Annotated in this window: 24 protein-coding genes; 14 read left to right on the top strand and 10 right to left on the bottom strand. The window is 63.2% G+C overall.

Annotation, left to right across the window (positions count from 1 at the left end):
- Nucleotides 1–5 precede the first annotated feature (5 nt).
- Complete coding sequence (locus QQK95_RS11835) at nucleotides 6–500, bottom strand: Lrp/AsnC family transcriptional regulator (protein ID WP_284272572.1); 495 nt, start codon at nucleotides 498–500, stop codon at nucleotides 6–8.
- Nucleotides 501–595: 95 nt separating this feature from the next.
- Between QQK95_RS11835 and QQK95_RS11830 the strand changes: the two genes are divergently transcribed.
- Nucleotides 596–1129 (top strand): RBBP9/YdeN family alpha/beta hydrolase, encoded by a 534-nt coding sequence (locus QQK95_RS11830; protein WP_284272434.1) that lies wholly within the window; start codon nucleotides 596–598, stop codon nucleotides 1127–1129.
- 6 nt (nucleotides 1130–1135) lie between these two features.
- On the opposite strand, the gene QQK95_RS11825 is transcribed toward QQK95_RS11830, so the two are convergent.
- The gene (locus QQK95_RS11825; protein ID WP_409371680.1) at nucleotides 1136–1729 is read right to left on the bottom strand and encodes a DUF922 domain-containing Zn-dependent protease; all 594 of its coding nucleotides are present in this window, start codon (nucleotides 1727–1729) and stop codon (nucleotides 1136–1138) included.
- Nucleotides 1730–1868: 139 nt separating this feature from the next.
- Between QQK95_RS11825 and QQK95_RS11820 the strand changes: the two genes are divergently transcribed.
- Complete coding sequence (locus tag QQK95_RS11820; RefSeq protein WP_284272430.1) at nucleotides 1869–2333, top strand: hypothetical protein; 465 nt, start codon at nucleotides 1869–1871, stop codon at nucleotides 2331–2333.
- A gap of 4 nt (nucleotides 2334–2337) precedes the next feature.
- On the opposite strand, the gene pdxR is transcribed toward QQK95_RS11820, so the two are convergent.
- On the bottom strand, nucleotides 2338–3780 hold the full coding sequence (pdxR, locus tag QQK95_RS11815) for a MocR-like pyridoxine biosynthesis transcription factor PdxR (protein ID WP_284272428.1): 1443 nt from the start codon (nucleotides 3778–3780) through the stop codon (nucleotides 2338–2340).
- A gap of 5 nt (nucleotides 3781–3785) precedes the next feature.
- Here pdxR and QQK95_RS11810 point away from each other — a divergent pair, with 5 nt between their 5' ends.
- From QQK95_RS11810 to QQK95_RS11800, 3 genes are all read left to right on the top strand, one after another.
- Complete coding sequence (locus QQK95_RS11810; RefSeq protein WP_284272426.1) at nucleotides 3786–4538, top strand: pyridoxamine 5'-phosphate oxidase family protein; 753 nt, start codon at nucleotides 3786–3788, stop codon at nucleotides 4536–4538.
- 206 nt (nucleotides 4539–4744) lie between these two features.
- On the top strand, nucleotides 4745–5197 hold the full coding sequence (locus QQK95_RS11805) for a GNAT family N-acetyltransferase (protein ID WP_284272570.1): 453 nt from the start codon (nucleotides 4745–4747) through the stop codon (nucleotides 5195–5197).
- Between the two features lie 170 nt (nucleotides 5198–5367).
- Nucleotides 5368–6537 (top strand): aminotransferase-like domain-containing protein, encoded by a 1170-nt coding sequence (locus tag QQK95_RS11800; RefSeq protein WP_284272569.1) that lies wholly within the window; start codon nucleotides 5368–5370, stop codon nucleotides 6535–6537.
- Nucleotides 6538–6559: 22 nt separating this feature from the next.
- On the opposite strand, the gene QQK95_RS11795 is transcribed toward QQK95_RS11800, so the two are convergent.
- Nucleotides 6560–6814 carry a hypothetical protein gene (locus tag QQK95_RS11795; RefSeq protein ID WP_284272425.1) on the bottom strand — a complete coding sequence of 85 codons (255 nt, stop codon included), beginning with the start codon at nucleotides 6812–6814 and terminating at the stop codon, nucleotides 6560–6562.
- A gap of 334 nt (nucleotides 6815–7148) precedes the next feature.
- On the opposite strand from QQK95_RS11795, the gene QQK95_RS11790 reads away from it, so the two are divergent.
- Nucleotides 7149–7577 (top strand): VOC family protein, encoded by a 429-nt coding sequence (locus QQK95_RS11790; RefSeq protein ID WP_284272423.1) that lies wholly within the window; start codon nucleotides 7149–7151, stop codon nucleotides 7575–7577.
- A gap of 37 nt (nucleotides 7578–7614) precedes the next feature.
- Here QQK95_RS11790 and QQK95_RS11785 read toward each other — a convergent pair whose 3' ends face one another.
- Complete coding sequence (locus tag QQK95_RS11785) at nucleotides 7615–8136, bottom strand: hypothetical protein (RefSeq protein WP_284272421.1); 522 nt, start codon at nucleotides 8134–8136, stop codon at nucleotides 7615–7617.
- A gap of 38 nt (nucleotides 8137–8174) precedes the next feature.
- Entirely contained in the window at nucleotides 8175–8741 is a 567-nt protein-coding gene (locus QQK95_RS11780; RefSeq protein WP_284272419.1) for an RNA polymerase sigma factor, read from the bottom strand.
- 163 nt (nucleotides 8742–8904) lie between these two features.
- On the opposite strand from QQK95_RS11780, the gene QQK95_RS11775 reads away from it, so the two are divergent.
- The 3 genes from QQK95_RS11775 (at nucleotide 8905) to QQK95_RS11765 (ending at nucleotide 12810) form a co-directional block, all read left to right on the top strand.
- Complete coding sequence (locus QQK95_RS11775; protein ID WP_284272417.1) at nucleotides 8905–9522, top strand: C39 family peptidase; 618 nt, start codon at nucleotides 8905–8907, stop codon at nucleotides 9520–9522.
- Nucleotides 9523–9537: 15 nt separating this feature from the next.
- Nucleotides 9538–10611, top strand: coding sequence for a D-alanine--D-alanine ligase family protein (locus tag QQK95_RS11770; RefSeq protein WP_284272414.1), 1074 nt, complete (start codon nucleotides 9538–9540; stop codon nucleotides 10609–10611).
- A 210-nt stretch (nucleotides 10612–10821) separates the two neighbouring features.
- Nucleotides 10822–12810 (top strand): AI-2E family transporter, encoded by a 1989-nt coding sequence (locus tag QQK95_RS11765; protein WP_284272412.1) that lies wholly within the window; start codon nucleotides 10822–10824, stop codon nucleotides 12808–12810.
- 6 nt (nucleotides 12811–12816) lie between these two features.
- Here the strand turns inward: QQK95_RS11765 and QQK95_RS11760 are convergent, their stop codons facing one another.
- On the bottom strand, nucleotides 12817–13728 hold the full coding sequence (locus QQK95_RS11760) for a LysR family transcriptional regulator (RefSeq protein ID WP_284272411.1): 912 nt from the start codon (nucleotides 13726–13728) through the stop codon (nucleotides 12817–12819).
- Nucleotides 13729–13831: 103 nt separating this feature from the next.
- Here QQK95_RS11760 and QQK95_RS11755 point away from each other — a divergent pair, with 103 nt between their 5' ends.
- The 3 genes from QQK95_RS11755 to QQK95_RS11745 all read left to right on the top strand — a co-directional run bounded on the left by QQK95_RS11755 (nucleotide 13832) and on the right by QQK95_RS11745 (nucleotide 16152).
- A complete protein-coding gene (locus QQK95_RS11755; RefSeq protein ID WP_284272410.1) occupies nucleotides 13832–14764 on the top strand; it encodes a DMT family transporter in 933 nt (310 codons plus the stop codon).
- A gap of 152 nt (nucleotides 14765–14916) precedes the next feature.
- On the top strand, nucleotides 14917–15813 hold the full coding sequence (locus QQK95_RS11750; protein ID WP_284272408.1) for an aminoglycoside phosphotransferase family protein: 897 nt from the start codon (nucleotides 14917–14919) through the stop codon (nucleotides 15811–15813).
- A 108-nt stretch (nucleotides 15814–15921) separates the two neighbouring features.
- Nucleotides 15922–16152 (top strand): hypothetical protein, encoded by a 231-nt coding sequence (locus QQK95_RS11745; RefSeq protein ID WP_284272406.1) that lies wholly within the window; start codon nucleotides 15922–15924, stop codon nucleotides 16150–16152.
- A 153-nt stretch (nucleotides 16153–16305) separates the two neighbouring features.
- Here QQK95_RS11745 and QQK95_RS11740 read toward each other — a convergent pair whose 3' ends face one another.
- The 3 genes from QQK95_RS11740 to QQK95_RS11730 all read right to left on the bottom strand — a co-directional run bounded on the left by QQK95_RS11740 (nucleotide 16306) and on the right by QQK95_RS11730 (nucleotide 18812).
- Nucleotides 16306–17100, bottom strand: coding sequence for a DUF1236 domain-containing protein (locus tag QQK95_RS11740; RefSeq protein ID WP_284272566.1), 795 nt, complete (start codon nucleotides 17098–17100; stop codon nucleotides 16306–16308).
- A 255-nt stretch (nucleotides 17101–17355) separates the two neighbouring features.
- The gene (locus QQK95_RS11735; protein ID WP_284272404.1) at nucleotides 17356–18360 is read right to left on the bottom strand and encodes an aldo/keto reductase; all 1005 of its coding nucleotides are present in this window, start codon (nucleotides 18358–18360) and stop codon (nucleotides 17356–17358) included.
- A gap of 146 nt (nucleotides 18361–18506) precedes the next feature.
- Nucleotides 18507–18812 carry a hypothetical protein gene (locus QQK95_RS11730; protein WP_284272403.1) on the bottom strand — a complete coding sequence of 102 codons (306 nt, stop codon included), beginning with the start codon at nucleotides 18810–18812 and terminating at the stop codon, nucleotides 18507–18509.
- Nucleotides 18813–19086: 274 nt separating this feature from the next.
- Between QQK95_RS11730 and QQK95_RS11725 the strand changes: the two genes are divergently transcribed.
- Nucleotides 19087–19326, top strand: a complete 240-nt coding sequence (locus QQK95_RS11725; protein ID WP_284272401.1) for a hypothetical protein — start codon at nucleotides 19087–19089, stop codon at nucleotides 19324–19326.
- 79 nt (nucleotides 19327–19405) lie between these two features.
- Nucleotides 19406–20554, top strand: a complete 1149-nt coding sequence (locus QQK95_RS11720; RefSeq protein ID WP_284272400.1) for a sensor histidine kinase — start codon at nucleotides 19406–19408, stop codon at nucleotides 20552–20554.
- Nucleotides 20555–20674 lie beyond the last annotated feature (120 nt).

Here is a 20674-nt window from a genome sequence, read left to right as displayed (position 1 = left end):
ACCTGTCAACCGCCTGATCCGCGGATCAATTCGCGGCCGATCGGCTTCGGCGTCTCGCTGCGCAGCACCAGCGCCGTGGTGACCGCGCCATGGCGGGCCACCGCGTCGACGATGGTTTCAAGGTGGGCGGGCGAGGGCACGAGCACTTTCAGTACGAAACAGTCCTCGCCGGTCAGCCGGTGCACCTCCGTAATCTCCGGCATTTCGGCGAACTGCTTCAGGCAGGGGCGGATGTGCTCGTGCGTGGTGCGCACGCGGATGATCGCCATCATGCCGAGGCCAAGGGCGGCCGGGTCGATCACCGCGGTGTAGCCGGCAATGACACCGCGCTCCTCCAGCCGCTTGACCCGCTCGGAGGTCGCCGGCTGCGACAGGCCGACCCGCCGGCCGAGCTCCGATATGCCGATGCGGCCGTTCTCCTGCAGGGCCTCGACGATAGCGATGTCGGTCGGGTCGAGCGGCGCGCGCTCGTCTTGTTCTTCATGATTGTCACCTTGAATCCATCGGCAAGGAAATGAATTTTCCGATGGTTTCCCATTCCCGGTGCCAGCGCAAGACGCCAAAATGCGCCATCGATCGATAGGAGCAAGGCGACATGACCCATTTCATCGTCCTGCCGGGAAGCGGCGGTTCCGGCCCGGCGCATTGGCAATCGCGCTGGGAAAGCGCCGATCCGGCGATGCGGCGCTTCCGGCCCTCGAGCTGGGACCTGCCCGATTTCACCGACTGGCTGGCGGCGCTGGAGGCCGCGGTGATCGCGGCGCTCGAGCCGCCGGTGCTGGTCGCGCACAGCCTGTCCTGCCTGCTGATCGCGCATTGGCAGAAGATTTCGCAGAGGCCGGTCAAGGCGGCCTTGCTGGTCGCCGTTCCCGATCCGGCGTCGGCGGTCTTTCCGGAATACGGCATGGCCTTTGCCAGGATTCCGGAGGGCCGGTTGCGCTTTGCCTCGCTGGTGGTGACCAGCACCGACGATCCCTATGGCTCGGCGGAGTATGCGCAGGCGCGGGCGACGCAATGGGGCAGCCGCCTTGCCGTGATCGGGCCGTTCGGCCACATCAATGCCGAAAGCGGCCTGGGCAACTGGCCGGAAGGTTTGGCGCTGCTCGAGGGTCTGGTTTGCGAGGCTTGAAGGCGCTCAGCCGCCATTCACCAGGGCAAGGATGAGTTTTTGCAGATTGCCGCCCGGGCCGAGTTCGACACGGTCGAAATCGCGGCTTGCCTGGCGCTGCGCCTGCGAAAGCGCGGACAGGCGCGTGGTCATCTCGGTGCGGATCTTGCTGCATTTGGGATCGTCGGCAACCGTCAGGCCGACGGTCGCCGCCTCGATCTTGCGCACCATGTCGACAATGGTGGCGCCATGCACCTTTTCATGGGCACTCACGCCGGCGAGGAAAACCTCCCAGTTCTTCTGGATGGATGGCGGCAGCGGCGCGGAGGGGCTGGGCAAGGTGTAGGTGATGATCAGCTTCGGCTTCGCCGACACCAGCACGCAGGCTCCGGCCCGCGCCTGATAGTCCCTGGTCCAGGTCAGCTTGAAATTGGTGTGGGCGATGGCGCGGGCGACGCCGACATTCGGCCCGTTCTCGCCGATCGAGCGATAGAGTTCCGGTCCCGACTGACCTGAAATGGCGTAGGTTTCGACCTTCTCGACCGGTTTCCACTGCGCATGGGCGGTGACAGGCAAGGCCACCAGGGCTGCGAGCAGCAGATACAGGCGAATTCTCAACACAACGCTCTCCAAAGCGGGACCGAACGGCCGTGCTGGACTGGGCAATGCCACCGGCTCGCTTTTCCTATATGCTGCCGGCGGGTGCTGCAATTGTCAGGGGGAAGTCATGAGAGTTCGCTATCTCGTCGTCGCCGGTGCCGTGGCTGTGCTGCAGGCCGCGCAGCCGGCCTTTGCCGCGTCGTGCGGCGGCTGGAGCGCGAAGATGGAGGAGGACGAGGGCGGCAGCGTGCTGACCGCCTCGGTCTGCGGCGGACCAAAAAGCGACGCGTATCTGATGCTGGCCTGTTTCGACAAGCCGGTGCTGAGTTATGATCTCGGCGCCAGCGGCCAGCAACTGGAGCCCGGCCTCAGCGGCGCGTTCGACTTCAAGGCCGACGGCAAGACGGTGACCAAAACGCTGCAACTGGAGGCCATGTACAATTACTTCGTGGTGGACATGGAGAAAGCCGATCCGCTGCTCGATCTGTTGCGTTCGAAGGGGGATGTGATGGTCAGTTCGGCCCAATATGGCGCGAACAGTTTTTCGCTGAAGGGCTCTCGCGGGGCCATCGGCAAGGTGCTGGCGCAGTGCGGCAAGGCCAAGCCCGCCGGTGATGCGGATTGAGCGGTTATCGCATCACCCCACCCAACCTTACCGTCGCTCCCCTCAATTCCTCATCCGAAAACCCGGAAAAGCCGAGCACCAGCCCGTGCCTCGGCGCTCCGTCGATGAACATCGCCGACAGTGCCCGCGCGCCGACGCCCACCGCTTTTGCCGCCTCGACAATCGCCGTGTCCGGCCCGTTGCCCCTGAGCATCGCCATGAGATGCAGCCCCTGTTCGGGCACCGTCACATCGAGCCTGTCGCCGCAATGCGCCCGCAGGCCCGCCACCAGCACGTCGCGCGCTGCTTGCACGCGGCGGCGCACGCGCCTGAGATGGGCTGCGAAATGGCCTTCGTTCAACAGGTCGGTCAGCGCGCCTTCGGCCAGCGTCGAGGGGTAGCGGTCTGAGCGCGCCCTGATCGCCATGACGGCATCGAGCAACGGTTCCGGCACCACGACATAGCCGATGCGCAGGCCGGGAAAGAGGACCTTGGAGAAGGTGCCGAGATAGGCGACGCGGCCCGCGCCATCCATGCCTTGCAGCGACGTGAGCGGCGGGCCGGCATAGCGGAACTCGCTGTCGTAGTCGTCCTCGATGATCCAGGCATCGTTGCGGCGCGCCCAGTCGAGCAAGGCAAGCCGCCGTCGCATCGTCATGGTCACGCCGAGCGGATATTGATGCGAGGGCGTTACATAGGCCGCGCGCGCCTTTGGGCAGAGACGTTCGCCGATCTCGGGATCGAGCCCCTCGGCATCGACCGGCACGGCGACGATCCTGGCGCCGCTGCCGGCCAGCACGGCGTGCGCCATGGGATAGCAGGGATTTTCGATCCATACCGGGTCGCCGGGGCGAAGTGCCGCGCGCGCCAACAGATCGAGCCCCTGCTGCGTGCCCGAGGTCAGCAGGATCTGGCCGGCGTCGCAGCGCACGCCGCGCGCGGTTCGCAGATAAGTTGATATCGCGGTGCGCAGTGCGATGCCGCCGCGCGGGTCGCCGTAGCGGAAATGCTCGGGACCGGGGCGGGCGAGGTGGCGCGACAGCAGGATGCGGAACACATCAAGCGTGCGCGGGTCGGACACCGCCACGCCAAGGCCGCAAGGCAGTGAGGTGGCGGCATCGATCTCCGGCGGACGCGGCTTGACGAGCGTTGTCGGCAGATATGGCACGTCGAGGGCGACGAAGGTGCCGGCGCCGACCTTGGCCACGGCAAAACCTTCCGAGATCAGCATTTCGAAACAGGCGACCGCCGCCGAGCGCGATAGGCCGAAACGTTGCGCAAGGTCACGGGTTGTCGGCAGCTTGGCGCCGGCGGCCAGCGCGCCGGTCTCGATCAGCCGCCTCAGCGCGGCGTAAAGCTCGCGGCTGCGCGGGCCATCGCCCGGCAGAACCGGGATCAGCGCCGACCAATCCGGCGGATTGGTCTGACTTTTGTTGCCATGATTGGTTCTTTTCTCGACCAATGTCATGACGCATGGTTGGCAGACACCAGACAAGGATGCAAGCCGTGAACGACGTTGCCGCAAGCTTTCCGACCACCAGCCGCAATCGGGTGAAGCGTCTGCATGAGCGCGGCAGCTACGACCATGCGGCCGTCTTCGCGGTGCTGGATGCCGGGCTGCTCTGCCACGTCGCCTACACGTTCGACGGCCAGCCCTATTGCACGCCGACCATGCACTGGCGCGAGGGCGACAGGATTTACTGGCACGGCTCGTCGGCCAGCCGCATGCTGCGCCAGCTGCGCGGCGGCACGCCGGCCTGTCTCACCGTGTCGCATCTCGACGGGCTGGTGCTGGCGCGCACCGGCTTCAACCATTCGGCCAATTACCGCTCGGCCATGTGCTTCGGCACCGCGCGGATCGTCGACGAGCCGGAGGAAAAGATGAAGGCGCTGGCCGGCGTCGTCGACCGCTTCTATCCCGGCCGCAGCGAGACCTTGCGGCCGATCTCGGCGCAGGAAGCCAAGGCGACGACGGTGATCGGCATGCGCATCGAGGAGGCGTCAGCCAAGGTGCGCGCCAAGGGCGTCGCCGACGACGAGGAGGATTATGGTCACCCGGTGTGGGCCGGCGTCATCCCGGTGCGCATGGTAATCGGCGCGGCCGAGCCGTGCCCGAGGCTGCTGCCTGGTATAGAGCGGCCGGGGAATTTGGCTGGGTATGCAGAAGGGGAAAGGCTGGACGCGGCGTTGATGCAGGCGCAGGCGGTGTATGAGGGCGAGGGGTAGCTGGCGCTTCTTCCTTCTCCCCTTGCGGGAGAAGGTGGCCTCGCGAAGCGAGGTCGGATGAGGGGTGTTCCAGGGAACGCCAACGTCTCACTCCGCTGGAACACCCCTCATCCGTCTCGGCGCTGACGCCCCGATCCACCTTTCCCCACAAGGGGGGAAGAGCGCACCCCTTGCCCGCCATCCCCGCCTCGCGTTATCCCGGCGCCATGATCACTTTCCGCAAGGCGCAAGTTTCCGACCTGCCGGCAATCGTCGCCATGCTGGCCGACGATCCGCTGGGTGCCGCCCGCGAGGATGCTTCCTTGCCGTTGGCACAGGGCTATGTCGATGCCTTCGACGCCATCGATGCCGACCCCAACCAGCTGCTGGCGGTGGCCGTGGATGGCGGCGAGGTGATCGGCACGTTGCAGATCACCTTCCTTGCCGGGCTGTCGCGCAAGGGCGCCTGGCGCGGGCAGATCGAGGCGGTGCGGGTCGCCGGCCATCGACGCTCGGGCGGCATCGGCCGGCTGATGCTCGAATGGGCGATCGATCAGTGCCGGGCGCGCGGCTGCGGCGTTGTGCAACTGACCACCGACAAGGGGCGAGCGGACGCACACCGCTTCTATGAAAACCTCGGCTTCACCGGCAGCCATATTGGCTACAAGAAGAGCCTTTAGCTGCAACTCCGTTCCGCCCCGGCGGCGACTGGCGTATAGCGGAAGGCTCTCAGGCACTATTCAAATTGCCTGACAAAGCGGATATAGGTCAGCCAGGTTGACCTATATGAAAATCGTCTGGGGAGGCGTACTTGACCCTTTTGAACCTGTTGGCTTCGCGCTCGTCGCGCATGAAAGCCTCCGAAATCCGTGAGCTGTTGAAGCTGCTCGACCAGCCCGACATCATCTCCTTCGCAGGCGGTATTCCCGATCCGGCGCTGTTTCCGGCCGAGGCCATCCGTGATGCCTATGCCGAGGTGCTGGGCGGCGCCGAGGCTGGAGCGGCGCTGCAATACCAGGTGTCGGAAGGCTACCTGCCGCTGCGGCGCTGGATCGCCGGGCAGATGGGCAAGCTCGGCGTCGCCTGCGACGAGGGCAACATCTTCATCACCTCCGGCTCGCAGCAGGCGCTGGATTATCTGGGAAAACTGTTCCTGTCGCCAGGCGACACCGCGCTGGTGACATGGCCGACCTATCTCGGCGCGCTGCAGGCGTTCAACGCCTATGAGCCGCGCTATGACCGGCTGCGGCCGGAAGGCGGCAACATGACGCCGGACGCCTATCGCGCGGCGGCCGCGGCGAATGGTGGCAAGGTCAAGTTCGCCTATCTGGTGCCCGACTTCGCCAACCCGACCGGCAACACGCTGGACAGGAAGCAGCGCGAGGCGGTGCTCGACCTTGCCGGCGAACTCGACATCGCCGTCATCGAGGACGCCGCCTACCGGGCGCTGCGCTATGATGGCGAGGGCGTGCCGCCGATCCTGGCACTCGATTGCGCGCGCTGCGGCTCTATCGACAAGGCACGCACGCTCTATTGCGGATCGTTCTCGAAAATCCTGTCGCCTGGCATGCGCGTCGGCTGGGTCTGCGCGCCGCGCCATGTGGTGGAAAAGCTGGTGCTGATGAAGCAGGCTTCCGACCTGCACAGCCCCTCGATCAACCAGCTGGTCATGCACCGCGTCGCCGAATCCGTGTTCGACGGCCAGGTTGACAAACTCATCGGCGCCTATCGCGAGCGCCGCGACGGTCTGCTCGGCGCGCTCGAAGCGAACATGCCTGATGGAGTGACCTGGAGCCGGCCGGAAGGCGGCATGTTCGTCTGGGCGACGCTGCCGGAAGGAACCGATGCCACCGAACTTCTGGCGCGGTCGGTGAAGGAGGCACGCGTCGCCTTCGTGCCCGGCAACGCTTTTTACGCCGACGGCACCGGCCGCAACACGTTGCGGCTGTCCTTCACCCTGGCGGATCGGCGCGCCGTGACCGAGGGCATTCCAAGGCTGGCGGCGCTGCTGAAGGGGTAGGCGGTCATGGTCGGCGGTATTTCTATGCCGTTACCGTGACCAGATGCTTGAGTATCGCAAGCCTGGTGCGCGCCAGTCTGCGGAGCGGTTTTTCAAAGCGTTCCTCGCCGGTCTCGATGACGAAAACCAATGTCATGAGGTCGAGCATGAACTCGTCGATTGCCGTGTCGACCGCCTGCGATTTGCCCTTGAAGCGTCCCAGCAAGGCGGTTGCCTCCTCGACGTCGTCGACACCAGCGCTGTCGATAAGCGCTTCCAGTTTCTCAAAACAATCCAATCGTGATTCCTCCCGCCGCGCCACGAAACTCCGGTTTGATCGGAAAGTTCCCGTCAGGAGAATTTCTCCTGAAAGGAGATCTGCATGGAACCTCTTCGGCGGACAGGTGTTCCTAGAGCGTCTGATCCCCGCAGACATCTGAGAGCCTTTCGATTCAGGCTCTCCAAAGCCCGCCGGTTTCCCCCTCTCCGGCGGGCTTTTCTTTTGCAAGGAACCGAAGGACGGGTTTTTCGGCAACGACGCCCAAGGCAACGCCTGTCAGTAGCCTGCGCACCCCTGCATTGACGTCGCCCCAAGCGAATCTAAAGTCGGACCGTTGCGAGGAGGAATTTTCGTGGAAACCCAGGAACTGCATCGCGGCCGGCTCATCGACCACATCCAGCTGGTGGTGAGGGATCTCGCCGCCAGCCGGCGTTTCTACGAGGCTGTCTTGCAGGCGCTCGACGTGCCGATCGGCGGGACCGGCGGGGATTATTTCTGGTCCGATGAGCTGTTCATCTCCAGCGCCGACAGCCGGGCAGCACTGGGGAAGCTCACCGGCCGTCACCATCTGGCTTTCCAGGCCAGGGACCACGCGATGGTCGATGCCTTCTACAAGGCCGGGCTGGCGGCTGGCGGCACGGACAACGGCGCGCCGGGCGAGCGGCCCTATCATCCCGGCTACTACGCCGCCTTCCTGCTCGACCCCGACGGCAACAACATCGAGGCCGTCCATCACGGCGCGCACACGCGCAGCGCCGCTTCGGTGAAGATCACCTTCTAGAGACGGTGCACGAACGTGCGCGCCTCGTGAAGCATCCTCATTCCTGCAGGGCACGTATTTCCGTTTCAATCCGTCGAGCCGCACGGCGGTTCAAGATGATGACCAAAGCAATGACGGCAAGGGTTGACCCGCCGCCCACCAGCGCGAAGGTCGGACGCGCGGGATTTGTCGCCCATGATCCGAGATAGATCATGACGAACCCCGGCACCATTGGCCCGATATACCAAAGCCAGGCGGATCGCAGCAGATCGCGCTCATGAGCCAGGCGCTGTTGCAGATGGCCCATTCCACTTGTCGCAAGATCGAATCCGGCACGTGTGCTTTTGCGGAAAATATTCAATCCCACCAACAGAAGGCCGAGCACCAGCGCTGCAAATCCTACCGCCATGATCCATTCCGCCGACGTATCGGCCGCGAGGAATGTCACTACACTGATGACGAGCAGGAAGGCGGCGGCCATGCCTCCGGTGACATATTCCGCAGTGTTGCGGCGCTTGGTGGTTCGGCTCAAAGCGGCATGTCGCGCCTTGATGTCTTCGAGATTTATGGTCGAGGTCATAACAGGCTGTTCCTTCCAGGAAGATTGGGACCGGTTAATCATCGCGCTGTCTCCAGACTGAGCTGGCCGGCCAGAAGGCGCTTGATGCGGCTGATACGCGTCGCCACCGCGCCGGCTGAGAGACCGGAAACCTCCGCAATGGTCGCGGCCTCCTCCTCCTCCAGGTAGAGGATCATCACCTGCCGATCGATCGGCTGTAAGCGGTGGAGCATTGCGTGGATCCGGGCCAGCGCAAGCCGGTCGGAGACCTCCGTCTCCGGGGAGGGATACGGGTCAGCGGCGATCTCCGCTGCCGGGTTGTCGAGGCCAATCATTCCTTTCAGGCGTCGGGCTCGCCCGATATGGTCGGCAGCGACATTGTGTGCCACACGGTAAACCCAGGTGCGCAGCGAGCAGCGCCCATCGAAAGACGTCAGGCTACGCCAGACCTGCAGATGGATATCCTGCAGCAGGTCCTGCCGCTCGATAGGGTTTGCTTCATATCCAACTGCCAGACGTGCCAACGCGGGACCTAGCTGATCCACCGCCTGGATATAGAGCCGGTCGACATCCGGTGGCGCGGCCGCTTCGGCACCGCCCCTCTCGTTTTGGCAAAGCATGGTCATGTCAAGGTAGTCGTACCTAAACGAAATTTCTTACAGACCAACCGAAGACTGCTTCGAACCTTCGACGCACTGGCGCATCAGCACCATTTCGAAGCGCTGATCAGGTGGCCTTCCTTTTGTCCGACATCCTCGATACGAGATGGAAACTCGGCCGAGGAGTTCCATGGATACATTGCCTGAAGCCGTGCCGTTTTTCAGCCAGTGGGAAACGCCAGACATGACGCTGGCCGTGCTCGCCGATGGCGCTGATGTGGCGCTGCGGCGCGATCCGCTGTGGCGGGGATCGGGCGCGCAAACACCAGATGAATATGCGGTCTGGGCCGCCAACATCTGCGGCATGGCGTGCCTGAAAATGATCCTGGCGACGCGGGGCGAGATCGTTCCGACGATCGAACTGGCCAGACGCTGCACCGTACATGGCGGCTATGTCGTCAATGAGGGCTCGATCAAGGGCCTGATCTACGCGCCCTTCGTCACTTTCGTGAAGGCGGAGTTCGGCCTGGAGGCGCAAGTGATGACCAATGTCGCGACATCGGACATTCCGGCGATCCTCAGGCAGTCGCGCTTCTTCATCGCCTCGGTCAGCAGGGCGATCCGCTGGCCCGAGCGCGAGCCGCCGTCGAAGGGCGGCCATCTGGTCCTGGTGACGGCGGCGTCGGATGACGTTTTTCGCTTCCACAACCCGTCCGGCCATACCAGCGCCACACAGGCCAATGCAGTGTTGGCGCCAGCCGATTTCGACCGTTTCTTTGCCAATCGCGGCATTGCCGTCACCATTTGATTTCGAGGGATTTCAATGACTGAAAAGATCAGGGTCGCCATCCTCTATGGCGGGCGCTCGGCCGAGCATGACGTGTCGCGGCTGTCGGCCGCCAATGTGCTGAAGGCGATCGACCGGACGCGCTACGAGGTGGTGCCGATCGCCATTTCCAGGGACGGCAGATGGCTGCTGCAGCCTTCGTCCGAGGCTGGCGCCGACGGGGCAGGGGCTCCGGTGTCGGAAGATGGCGTGGAGGTGGCCCTGCTGCCCGGCGGCAAGGGCCGGCTGGTGGCTCTCACCAAGAATGGCGAGCAGCCTGATCCCGTCGATGTCGTCTTTCCCGTGCTGCACGGGCCGTTCGGCGAGGACGGTTCGGTGCAAGGCTATGCCGAGGTCGCCGACGTCGCCTATGTCGGCTGCGGCATACTGGCTTCCGCCGCCGCCATGGACAAGGATGTCGCCAAGCGGCTGCTTCGCGAGGCGGGGCTTGCGGTTGCCCGCTCGGTCACCGTGCTGAGAGGCGATGTCGGTTCGTTCCAGGAGATTGCCGGGGCGCTTGGGCTGCCTTTCTTCGCCAAGCCGGCGCGCCAGGGCTCGTCATTCGGGGTGAGCAAGGTGCATGACAGGGATGGCTTCGAGCAGGCGCTCGAAACGGCTTTGCGCTATGACAGCAAGGCGCTGATCGAAGAGTTCGTCGACGGCCGCGAGATCGAATGCTCGGTGCTGGAGCGGGCCGACGGTTCGCTGACGGTTTCGCTGCCGGGCGAGATCATTCCCGCCGGCAAGCATGGTTTCTACACCTATGAGGCCAAGTATCTCGATGCCGACGGCGCGCTGGTCAAGGTGCCCGCCGATGTCCCGGCCAATGTCGCCGACACGGCGAAGGAGATGGCCGCGCGGGCTTTCCGGGCGCTCGGCTGCGAGGCCATGGCGCGCGTCGACTTCTTCCTGCGCGCCGACGGTTCGCTGCTGGTCAACGAGGTCAACACGCTGCCCGGCTTCACCGACATTTCCATGTACGCCAAGGCGCTGGCGGCCAGCGGCATCGGCTACAGCAAGGTGATCGACGTGCTGATCGAGCACGCGCTGGCAAGGCATGCGGCGCGCTGATCGTCTCCGTGCAGCGTAACGCCAGGGTTGCCGCCGGCCTTGAAAGGTTGAATCCCGACGGCGGATAAAATCATTTCTCTCCATTGCCTCGGGCCGCAGGGAACATACTGACCCGCCCGGAATTGAAGGATAGCCAGCGGTCTGCCGGCAAATGTTGCACGCCGGCTCAATATATCAGACCATGGCCGCCGGCAGGGGGAGAGACATCAAGTGGCGGCCAATCGTCGAAACGGGACGGCGTCCGAGGCGCATGGGCTGGACGATATTCTTGCGGCCGCCGCGCCCCATCCGCGAACCTCGCTGCCCAATGTGGCGACCACCGTCACGACGGTGGCGGCGCTGTATTTCGGCCGAGAGGTGTTCCTGCCGATCGCCATCGCGCTGCTTTTGACCTTTGCGCTGGCGCCGCTTGTCTCGGCGCTCAAGCGGATCGGCGTTCCCCGGATCGCCGCCGTCATCGCCAGTGTGCTCGGCGCCTTCGCGGCCCTTGCCCTGTTCAGCTTCGTTGTCGCCACGCAGGTCAGCGAGCTGGCGCAGAACATTCCGGTCTACCAGACCAACATCCTCGCCAAGATCCGCTCGCTCAAGGAAACCGGTGTCGGGGGCGGCATCATCGCCAGGTTGAGCAATGTGGTCGAGCGTGTCGGCCAGGAGATCGACAGGCCGGACGCCACACTGCCGGCCACCACCGCGGACAAGCAGCCGCGCGAGCCGGTGCCGGTCGAGATCGTTGCGCGCGAGAAGCCGCTCGAAGTCCTGCAGAACATCGTCGGGCCGCTGATCAGCCCGCTCGGATCGGCGGGACTGATCATCGTCGTCGTCATCTTCATGCTGCTCGAGCGGGAGGATTTGCGCGACCGCTTCATCAGGCTTGTCGGCTATGGCGACCTCCACCGCACCACGGAGGCGCTTCGCGATGCCGGCAAGCGGGTGGGCCGCTACCTGCTGATGCAGTTGGTGGTCAACATCGTCTACGCCATACCGATCGCGATCGGGCTGTGGATCCTCGGCATTCCCAATGCCTTGCTGTGGGGGCTGCTGGCACTGGCGCTGCGGTTCGTCCCCTATATCGGGCCGGCCATCGGCATGCTCTTGCCGCTGTTCCTGGCGCTGGCCGTGGCGCCCGGCTGGTCGCTCGTGTTGTGGACGGCGGCCCTGTTCGTGGTGATGGAACTGGTCACCGGCAATGTCGTCGAGCCCTGGCTCTATGGCTCGCGTACCGGACTGTCGCCGCTGGCGATCATCGTTGCCGCCATCTTCTGGACGTGGCTGTGGGGGCCGCTCGGGCTCGTCCTGTCGACGCCGCTCACCGTCTGCCTCGTGGTGCTGGGCAGGCACGTGCCGCAGTTTGAATTTCTCGACGTGCTGTTCGGCAACGAGCCGGTGCTTGAACCGCACGCGCGGCTCTACCAGCGGCTTCTGGCCGGCGATCCGGACGAAGCCACCGATCATGCCGAGGAGATGCTCGAGGAAAAATATCTGGTCGAATTCTACGACAAGGTGGCCATTCCGGCCCTTCTTCTGGGCGAGCGCGACCGTGTGCGCGGCGTCATGGGCGACCTGCAGAGACGGCAGGTGGCGGCCAGCGCGCTCGCGCTGGTGGCCAATCTCGAAGACGATGCCAAGGAGGAAGCGGCTGAGGACGAAAGCCCGCACGTGGCCGAGGAAGCAGGCGAGCCCGGCGATGCTCTCGCCGAGGACGAGGCCGAGCTGCCCGACGGCACCGGCATGTCGGTGCTGTGCGCCGGCGGGCGAGGGGAACTCGACGATGCCGCCGCGGCGATGCTGGCGCAGGTGCTGGAAGTCCAGGGGGCGACCGCGTCGAAGGCTGGCTTTGCCGACATGGAGCCGGCGAGCATCCGCCGCCTTGAGCTCGAGGCCGTCGACACAGTGGTGGTCGGCTTCCTGAACCGCGATTCCGTCAAGCATGCCCGCTTCCTGGTTCGGCGGCTGAAGCGCGCGAAGGCGGCACTACGAGTGGGCATCGTGTTCTGGTCCGAGACCGGCAACGGAGACAAGGAAGCGGCGGCCAAGCTCGCCCAGGACATCAACGCGGACTTCGTCGCCCACAACATGGTGGACGCAGCGACCGGCGCGCTGTCGAACGAGCCGCCGGTGGCGCTGAAACTCGTCGCCAAACGGCGCATGCGCCGGCCGCGCGCTGCGCCAAGGAAGGTGCCGGCCGCGGCGGCGGGCTAGGGGAAGTCAGTTTCCGGGCGTTTTCCTCAACTTCGATCTTAGAAATTCCACCAGCAGCTTGAGGCATTCAACCCGCTTGTTTTGCTCAGGATAGTAAATGTAGAACGGCGGCAGGTCCTTGACGTATGGCTCAAGGAGCGGCTCCAAATCACCCCTGCTGAAATGCTCCTCCAGCGTCAGCCGCGTGGACCAACCAACTCCATGTCCATCGCGTGCCGCTTGGATGACCCCTTCAGCGGAATCGAAAATCAGCCGCGCAGGTGGATCCAGTCGCTTGTCCTGACCGTCTTCCAAAACCCACCATTCTCGCGGGGTTACTGATGTCGGTAGCCTCTGCCGAATGCATTCATGGTTCAGCAGGTCACGAGGGCGTTTAGGGATACCATGGGTTTGGAGGTATGAGGGTGATGCAAAGAAAGCCGACTTGATTGGCGGGGTGACGCGGACGGCGATCATGTCTGGTGTCAGCACGTCGCCCATGCGGATACCGCCATGGATTCCGTGACGGACAAGATCCACCGGTTCCTCATCCCACGAAATGTTCAGCTTGATGCCCGGGTTCTTGGCGAGATATTTTCCCAATGCTGGTGCCAGGGCTGCGATGTAGGCCTCTCGTGACAAGCTCAGCCGCAAAGTCCCTGTGGTAGACTTGGCCATTTCTCGTGTTTTCTTGATTGCATATGTGAGATCGCGATGAGCAGGGGCGGCGGCGTCGAACAATACCCTTCCGGCGTCAGTCAGTTGGATGCCGCGGGTGGTGCGGAACAACAGCCCGATACCCAGCAATTCCTCCAGTGCTTTCAGTTGTAGGGTCACAGTCGGAGCGCCCACGCCAAGGACATCCGCCGCCGCGCGCATCGATCCCTCGCGAACGATGGCCAGAAAGACCTCAATGCCGTGGGCAGGAACGCGCTCCATTGTTTGATAATATCAAATTATCCGTTCAATTTTCAAGGCATACTCAAACTCACATTCCGGCGGCAATCGTTCGAGGGCGATGACTTATGGCAAGGAGAGAATTTTGAGCGGCAGCGTTGCACTCCGTCCGCAAAACATCATGCGTGGTGTTTCATTGATTATATTGGCGGCATTTTCAATCTCCACCCAGGACGTTGTTTTCAAGTTCTTCAGCAGTGAGATGACCCTCTGGCAGATTTTTTCCCTGCGCGGTGTCCTGGTTATCCCGATGCTCTTCGTGGCCCTTTGGTTTCGTGGGGCACAACAGGGCGTGGCACGAGCTGCATTCGGAAAATGGCCGCTTCTGCGTTCAGTGTTTATTGCGACATCGCTCCTGGCCTTCTATGCGGCCATTCCATTCTTGAGCCTATCGACGGTTGGAGCTGCCAACTACATCGCTCCGATTTTTGTGACCTTGCTGTCTGCGTATGCGATCAGAGAGGCCGTTGGTTTGCTTGGGTGGCTGGGGGTTTGCCTGGGCTTTGCAGGCGTGATGGTTTTGTTGCAACCGGGAACAGATGCATTCTCGCCATGGGCACTGCTTCCACTTGTTGGGGCCGCTTCCTACGCGCTGGCGCATGTTACGACGCGGGCGAAGTGTCAGAACGTGCCCGTTTCAGTTCTATCGCTGTCACAAAATCTGGTCATGCTGTCGGCTGGGGCGGTTGTCAGCGTGTTGATGCTTTGGCTCCAACCGCATGGAGCGGTTGCGAATGCCTATCCTTATATCTTTGGCGCCTGGTCAAATGTTGGTCTGACCGACTGGCTTGTCCTCATGCTGCTTGCAGGGTTTGCGATTGTAAATGGCATGTTGCTGGCAGGTGCCTATCAGGCTGCGCCGCCCTCCATCGTTTCAATCTTCGAGTACTGCTATCTGGTATTTGTCGCGATTTGGGACATCATGTTCTTTGGGATAGCGCCCACCGCGGCTTCAGTCTCGGGCATGGTCTTGATCGTGGTAGCAGGATTGCTGGTCTTGCGCCGAAAGACGAAGTGAGATCAGCAAGTCGCCTGCGCTGGGACGAGGAAGCGGCCACCAAGATGGCCCACGACCTCGACACGGATTTCGTCGCGCATGGCATGGTCGACGTGCGCTATTGAAGTTCGGCGCTTTTGCCCTTGATGTCGAGCCCGGCAGGACGAGAACGCATGATGCATGACGATCAGGTGAATATCGACATCGAGATCGCCAGCCAGATGATCCGCGATCAGTTTCCCCAGTACCGTCACGAGGACATCACCCCGGTCGGATCGTCGGGAACCGTCAACGCCATCTTCCGCATTGGCTCAACGAGCGCCGCGCGGTTCCCGCTGCGGGCGATGGATCCGACCGGATGCGCCGATATGCTTCGGTCGGAGGCCGCTGCCATGGTCGAGATTGGCGAACATTGCCTGTTTCCGACGCCGCAACCGATCGGGCTCGGCGAGCCCGGTCCTCGATATCCAATGCCATGGGCGGTGCAGACGTGGATCGAAGGCGAGGTTGCCACGCCGCACGGGCTCAGTGGGTCGACGATTTTCGCCCTCGACCTTGCACGCCTCGTGGCATCGTTGCGCCAGGCGGACACACGGGGCCGCCGCTTCGACGGGCAAGGACGCGGCGGACATCTCCCCGACCATGACGATTGGATGGCTGTCTGCCTTGAAAACAGCAAGGGCCTTCTTGATGTGGCTCGACTGCGCGATCTGTGGGCCCGGTTCCGGGAGCTGCCCGCTGCCGGGCCTGTCGTGATGAGCCACCGGGACCTTATCCCGCCGAACCTTCTCGTGCAGGGCGAGCGTCTTGCAGGTGTGCTTGATTGCGGCAGTTTCGGGCCGGCCGATCCGTCACTGGATCTGGTGGTCGCGTGGCATCTTCTCGACCGCGAGCGAAGGTCGATCATTCGGAGCGCCCTTCAGGTCGAGGACCTCTTATGGAAGCGCGGTGCTGCCTGGGCATTCCAGCAGGCCATGGGTCTGGTCTGGTATTACCGTGCCACCAACCCCGCCATGAGCGCGCTGGGGCGCAGCACGCTGTCTCGCATTCTCGACGATCCTGACATCTGAGTTCCGGCTGTCGGCGGAGAGCTACAGGTAGCTCGGGTCTGTCGGAACATTACGCTGCGCCAATGCGTTCCATGATCCAGCAAGGGACGTTGTCAATGGAGGCTGAACATGCGCAGCTTCGAACTGATCGATCTGCTTTGCGTGGTCGAGGCCTGCAAGCACGATCGAGTGGTCGGAAATTTTGTCTCGATGGCTGAAGGCGTGGAAGAGTTGCGGGTGCTGACCGGCGATTTCGTGTCGCCGGACGACGTGGTGGCAAACGCCCTTTCCACGGTAGCGCTTGCACGAGGCTGCTCAGTCTTGTTCGATGAACAGGCAGGCGCTGAAATCCAGCTTTGACGTCCTGACGGCCAATCCTGCAGGTGTTGCCAGTTCCGCTCCATGAGGCTCAAAAGCCATCCTGCTATCGCTCGGCCGCGCTTGGTTCATCGCCAGGTTTCATAGAACGCCCGCCACCTGGATGTGGCGGGCGGTTCAGGGCGATCGACCAAGTCAGGTCAGGATGAGGACGATCTTCAACGTATCCGGATCGACGATGACGATCCGACCGTCGGCCAATACGAAATACTCGTAGCTTTCGTAGGCTGGTACGATTTTGACGATACGCGCGGGCAGACGATGCAACCGGATCTTGTGCCGGGGGACCTCGACGCCGACCGTAATGTCGAAATCGACATTGGACACCGGCTCGACCCGGGTCTCCTTGATGACCTGGGTGATCTGGGTTTTCTGTTCGACCGTCACATTGCTGATGGAAGCGGTCGACCCCTGATCAGTCTGTGTCGACGACTTGCCCTGAGCCTGCTGGTCGGTCTGGACCTTGGCCTTGTCCTGGGCCTGCTGGTCGGTGGTCGCATTTGCCTTGCCCTGAGCCTGCTGGTCCGTTTGGACCTTGGCCTTGCCCTGGGCCTGCTGATCGGTGGTCGCATTTGCCTTGCCCTTAGCCTGCTGGTCCGTCTGGACCTTGGCCTTGCCCTGGGCCTGCTGATCGGTGGTCGCATTTGCCTTGCCCTGGGCCTGCTGGTCCGTCTGGACCTTGGCCGTGCCCTGCGCCTGCTCGTCGGTCTTGAGCTTGGGCTTGCCTTGAGCCTGCTGGTCCGTCTGGGCCTTCGCCTTGCCCTGGGCCTGCTCGCCCGTCTTCATCTTCGAGCCTTTTTGGCAGTCGGCCGCGCCGGTCGCGCAATTGGCGCCACCGTCCGACTGGGTTTCAGCCGGCTGTGTCTGAGCAATCGCGGCACCGCATCCGATGCCGAGCGCAAGCATGCTGGTGATCAGAATTTGCTTCATGGGAGGTCTCCTCGAAAGCGTCAGTCCCTTCGCGGGGTAAACCTCGACGAAAAAACTTCGTTCCAGGCGAATTGGCAAAATCGGCAGGTAGAAATCTCGGGAAACATGCGAGGACAATCACATCGGCGATGCTCTCGACGAACTCCTTTTCGCGGAGCTGCTTGGCGATCAACCGGACATGGACGACTGGCAATCGCCCGCATCAGCCGATCCGGTGATGATTGCCGATGGCCTTCGCCGCGCGATCGGGACGAGCTACCGATCGACCATCGCCATGCCGCGCTCGCTGTAGCGGGGCCCGAAGATTTTTCCTGGCGCCAGCGCCTCGTCCAGCGCGGCCATTTCGGCGGCGTCGAGTTTCAGCGAGGCGGCGGCGATGTTCTCCTCCAGATATTTTCTGCGCTTGGTGCCGGGGATCGGCACGATATCCATGCCGAAGCCAATGCCCTTGCCGAGCAGCCACGCCAGCGCAACCTGCCCTGGCTTGGCGCCCCGGGCGGCCGCGATGTCGCGCACTGTGCCGGCGGCCTCGACATTGGCGTCGTAATTCTGCCCCTGGTAGCGCGGGTCGTTGCGGCGGTAGTCGCCTTCCGGATAGTCCTCGGCGCGCTTGACGTCGCCAGTGAGAAATCCGCGGCCGAGCGGCGAGAAGGGCACCAGGCCGATGCCGAGTTCCTTGAGCAGCGGGATGATCTCCGGCTCCAGATTGCGCTCCCACAGCGAATATTCGCTCTGCAGCGCCGAGACGGGAAAGACGGCATGCGCCCGGCGGATGTTGGCGGCGCCGGCCTCCGACAGGCCGAAGAAGCGCACCTTGCCCTCGGCCACAAGCTTGCCCACCGCGCCGGCGACATCCTCCATCGGCACATCAGGGTCGACGCGGTGCTGGTAGAGCAGGTCGATATGGCCGGTGGCGAGCCGTCCGAGCGAGGCTTCCACAACCTCCCTTATATGCTCGGGCCGGCTGTCGACCCCATTGAGATGCTTGCCGTTTTCGATGCGGAAGCCGAATTTGGTGGCGATCGTCACCTGGTCGCGTTTGCCCTTCAGCGCCCGGCCGAGCAATGCCTCGTTGGTGTGCGGGCCATAGACCTCGGCGGTATCCAGGAAGGTGCAGCCAAGTTCGATGGCGCGGTGCAGCGTGGCGATGGATTCGGCCTCGTCGGCCGGGCCGTATGACTGGCTCATGCCCATGCAGCCGAGGCCGATGGCCGAGACTTTCAATCCCTGGCTGCCGAGTTTTCGTGTCGCGAGGGTCATGGCTGCGCTGCTCCGGTTGGGGGGTGCAGCACCATATAGGGCACGAACTCAATTCCCATAGATGTCCGGCGCTGTCTCAATTGACTGTAATCCAGGGCACGCCGCGCCGAGCCGGCCCATGCCGGGAAACGATCCGACGCTCGGCATTATTGGATCGAGGCCGGCTGCGAAAATCCGGGTGTGCCGATTGCGGGCTCGTCACGATCGGCGCCGCCGCTTCCCTGCAAAACCAACCCATTGCTCAACGTATCGAATTCGATTGCCGCGCCAAGCATTTGGGCAGCCTGCAAAACCAGGTATTCAACATCCTCGAGGGCGACATTTTCGGCCAGATTCATGATCCTGACCTGCTCGGCCGTCACCGTGATGTTGACGATACCTGCTGTCTTGAACGCCTTCTCGACCGCTGAATTGACGTCGTCGCGCAGGCGCATGGAGTAATCGTACCGCATCGAAACCTCCCAAAGGGACCGGTTTTCTGTCCAGCTTGAAGCATGCGCCCCGGGGCGTCGGCCTGGCAAGTGAAATCGGCATAATACACAAATAAAATCAATTAGTTAGAGAAATTACAGGAACGCGTATCAGGCGTTCGATGAGCATCGTGCGTTTGATGTGCGGACGGCTCACTGGCCTGTCTTGACGTCCATTGGGGGTTACCATAATTATAAGCTGAATGAGCTAGATACTAACTCATTGTACTTTTAGTCCTGAGCGAGGTGCACGCACATGGCTGAACTGGAACGCCCTGAACGCCTGCAGATCATGCTCACCACGGACGAACTGGCGGCGCTGGAAAACTGGCGCTTCGAAAAGCGCATGCCGAGCCGCTCGGCAGCGGTTCGGGAGTTGCTGCGGCGCGGTCTTTCCTCCGACGGGTTCCTGACGGCCGAGCAGGGCGTCAAGTCGCAGGAGTTCGGCGTGCTGCCCGACGGCGACGGCAAGACGAGCGATCGGCCTTCGGAGTGAAACCTGCTTCATCCGTGGCGCGCCGCCTATGCGAATTGCGCCCGGGGGAGATTGCCTTGATCCACTTGCGCGCTACCTCATGCCAATGAGCGAAATCGTGGCGGCGACGGTGGACATCGAAACAAACAACGAAAAACAGAGCGCGACCGCCGACGCACGCCTCGCGGCCATCGTCGATTCTTCTTTCGATGCCATCATCAGCAAGGATCTGACCAGCATCATCACGAGCTGGAACCAGGCGGCCGAGCGCATGTTCGGCTACACCGCCGAGGAAGCCGTCGGCCAGTCGATCCTCATGCTCATTCCCGATCACCTCAAGAGCGAGGAGACCGAGATCATCAGCAGGGTTCGCGGCGGCCACCGCGTGGCGAGTTATGAGACGACGCGGAAGCGCAAGGACGGCGCGCTTATCTCCGTCTCGCTGACGGTTTCGCCGATCAAGAACGCCCTTGGCGAGATCGTGGGCGCCTCCAAGATCGCCCGCGACATTTCCGCAGCAAAGGAGAGCGAGCGCCGGATCAGGCTCTTGATGCGGGAGGTCAACCATCGCGTCAAGAACCAGTTCGCGGTCATCCTGTCGATGGTCAGGGAGACGAGCAAGCGCTCGAGCGACCCGCAGGAGTTCGAGGAACTGATCCGCGCCCGCATCATGGCGCTGTCGCGTTCGCATGATCTGCTCGTCACCTCGGAGTGGGCCGGCGCCAGCCTGTTCGACCTGATCCAGGAACATCTGAAGCCTTTCGGCCGCGACGAGCAGATACTGCTCTCCGGCCCGGTGCTGACGCTGCAGTCGAATGCGGTGCAGAATCTCGGCATGGCTTTCCACGAGCTCGGCACGAATTCCTCCAAATATGGCGCGCTGGGTAGCGAAGACGGCCAGGTCGAGATCACCTGGACAATCGGCTCAAGTGCCCAGGGCTCCGGCACCCAGGACTCGAGCGCCAGGGACTTGGCCGCCAAGAGCGTCGGTGCAGCGGCCGGACGCGACTTCCAGCTGCTCTGGACCGAGACTTCCACGCCCCGTGCGGAGCACGAGGAGAGTGCGCGCAAGGGGTTCGGCACCGTTGTCCTGCAGCGGGTGGCGCCGCAGTCGCTGGGCGGTTCGGCTCAACTGGAGCGCTCGCCCGGCCGTCTCAGCTGGCGCCTCAGTGCGCCGCTGGCATCGATCATCGTGCCGCAAGCCGGCGTCGATGCCGACGAGGGCGCAGCGCTCGGCTTCGGCATCTGAACGTCCCCCCGCAAGAAGGGATCGGCTTCGTCTGGCTGTCTGGCAACGGTTGGATTTTGATCGCCACCGCAATCGCGGTTCAGGACCAGCGAGAATCAGGCGATGCGCGTGGACACAGCC

This window comes from Mesorhizobium huakuii (assembly GCF_030160235.1).
Classification (GTDB): domain Bacteria; phylum Pseudomonadota; class Alphaproteobacteria; order Rhizobiales; family Rhizobiaceae; genus Mesorhizobium; species Mesorhizobium huakuii.
The sequence above is the reverse complement of the archived record's forward strand: the minus strand, read 5'-3'. Positions and strand labels throughout refer to the sequence as shown.

Bases quoted from the DNA above. Each gene is read 5' to 3' on its own strand.
- QQK95_RS11745 (WP_284272406.1), top strand. From the start codon at position 15,922: ATGCGCAGCTTCGAACTGATCGATCTGCTTTGCGTGGTCGAGGCCTGC.
- QQK95_RS11720 (WP_284272400.1), top strand. From the start codon at position 19,406: ATGCCAATGAGCGAAATCGTGGCGGCGACGGTGGACATCGAAACAAAC.
- QQK95_RS11775 (WP_284272417.1), top strand. From the start codon at position 8,905: ATGGATACATTGCCTGAAGCCGTGCCGTTTTTCAGCCAGTGGGAAACG.
- QQK95_RS11750 (WP_284272408.1), top strand. From the start codon at position 14,917: ATGATGCATGACGATCAGGTGAATATCGACATCGAGATCGCCAGCCAG.
- QQK95_RS11730 (WP_284272403.1), bottom strand. From the start codon at position 18,812: ATGCGGTACGATTACTCCATGCGCCTGCGCGACGACGTCAATTCAGCG.
- QQK95_RS11785 (WP_284272421.1), bottom strand. From the start codon at position 8,136: ATGACCTCGACCATAAATCTCGAAGACATCAAGGCGCGACATGCCGCT.
- QQK95_RS11760 (WP_284272411.1), bottom strand. From the start codon at position 13,728: ATGGAGCGCGTTCCTGCCCACGGCATTGAGGTCTTTCTGGCCATCGTT.
- QQK95_RS11830 (WP_284272434.1), top strand. From the start codon at position 596: ATGACCCATTTCATCGTCCTGCCGGGAAGCGGCGGTTCCGGCCCGGCG.
- QQK95_RS11770 (WP_284272414.1), top strand. From the start codon at position 9,538: ATGACTGAAAAGATCAGGGTCGCCATCCTCTATGGCGGGCGCTCGGCC.
- QQK95_RS11810 (WP_284272426.1), top strand. From the start codon at position 3,786: ATGGTTGGCAGACACCAGACAAGGATGCAAGCCGTGAACGACGTTGCC.
- QQK95_RS11780 (WP_284272419.1), bottom strand. From the start codon at position 8,741: ATGACCATGCTTTGCCAAAACGAGAGGGGCGGTGCCGAAGCGGCCGCG.
- pdxR (WP_284272428.1), bottom strand. From the start codon at position 3,780: ATGACATTGGTCGAGAAAAGAACCAATCATGGCAACAAAAGTCAGACC.
- QQK95_RS11725 (WP_284272401.1), top strand. From the start codon at position 19,087: ATGGCTGAACTGGAACGCCCTGAACGCCTGCAGATCATGCTCACCACG.
- QQK95_RS11800 (WP_284272569.1), top strand. From the start codon at position 5,368: ATGAAAGCCTCCGAAATCCGTGAGCTGTTGAAGCTGCTCGACCAGCCC.
- QQK95_RS11805 (WP_284272570.1), top strand. From the start codon at position 4,745: ATGATCACTTTCCGCAAGGCGCAAGTTTCCGACCTGCCGGCAATCGTC.
- QQK95_RS11740 (WP_284272566.1), bottom strand. From the start codon at position 17,100: ATGAAGCAAATTCTGATCACCAGCATGCTTGCGCTCGGCATCGGATGC.
- QQK95_RS11735 (WP_284272404.1), bottom strand. From the start codon at position 18,360: ATGACCCTCGCGACACGAAAACTCGGCAGCCAGGGATTGAAAGTCTCG.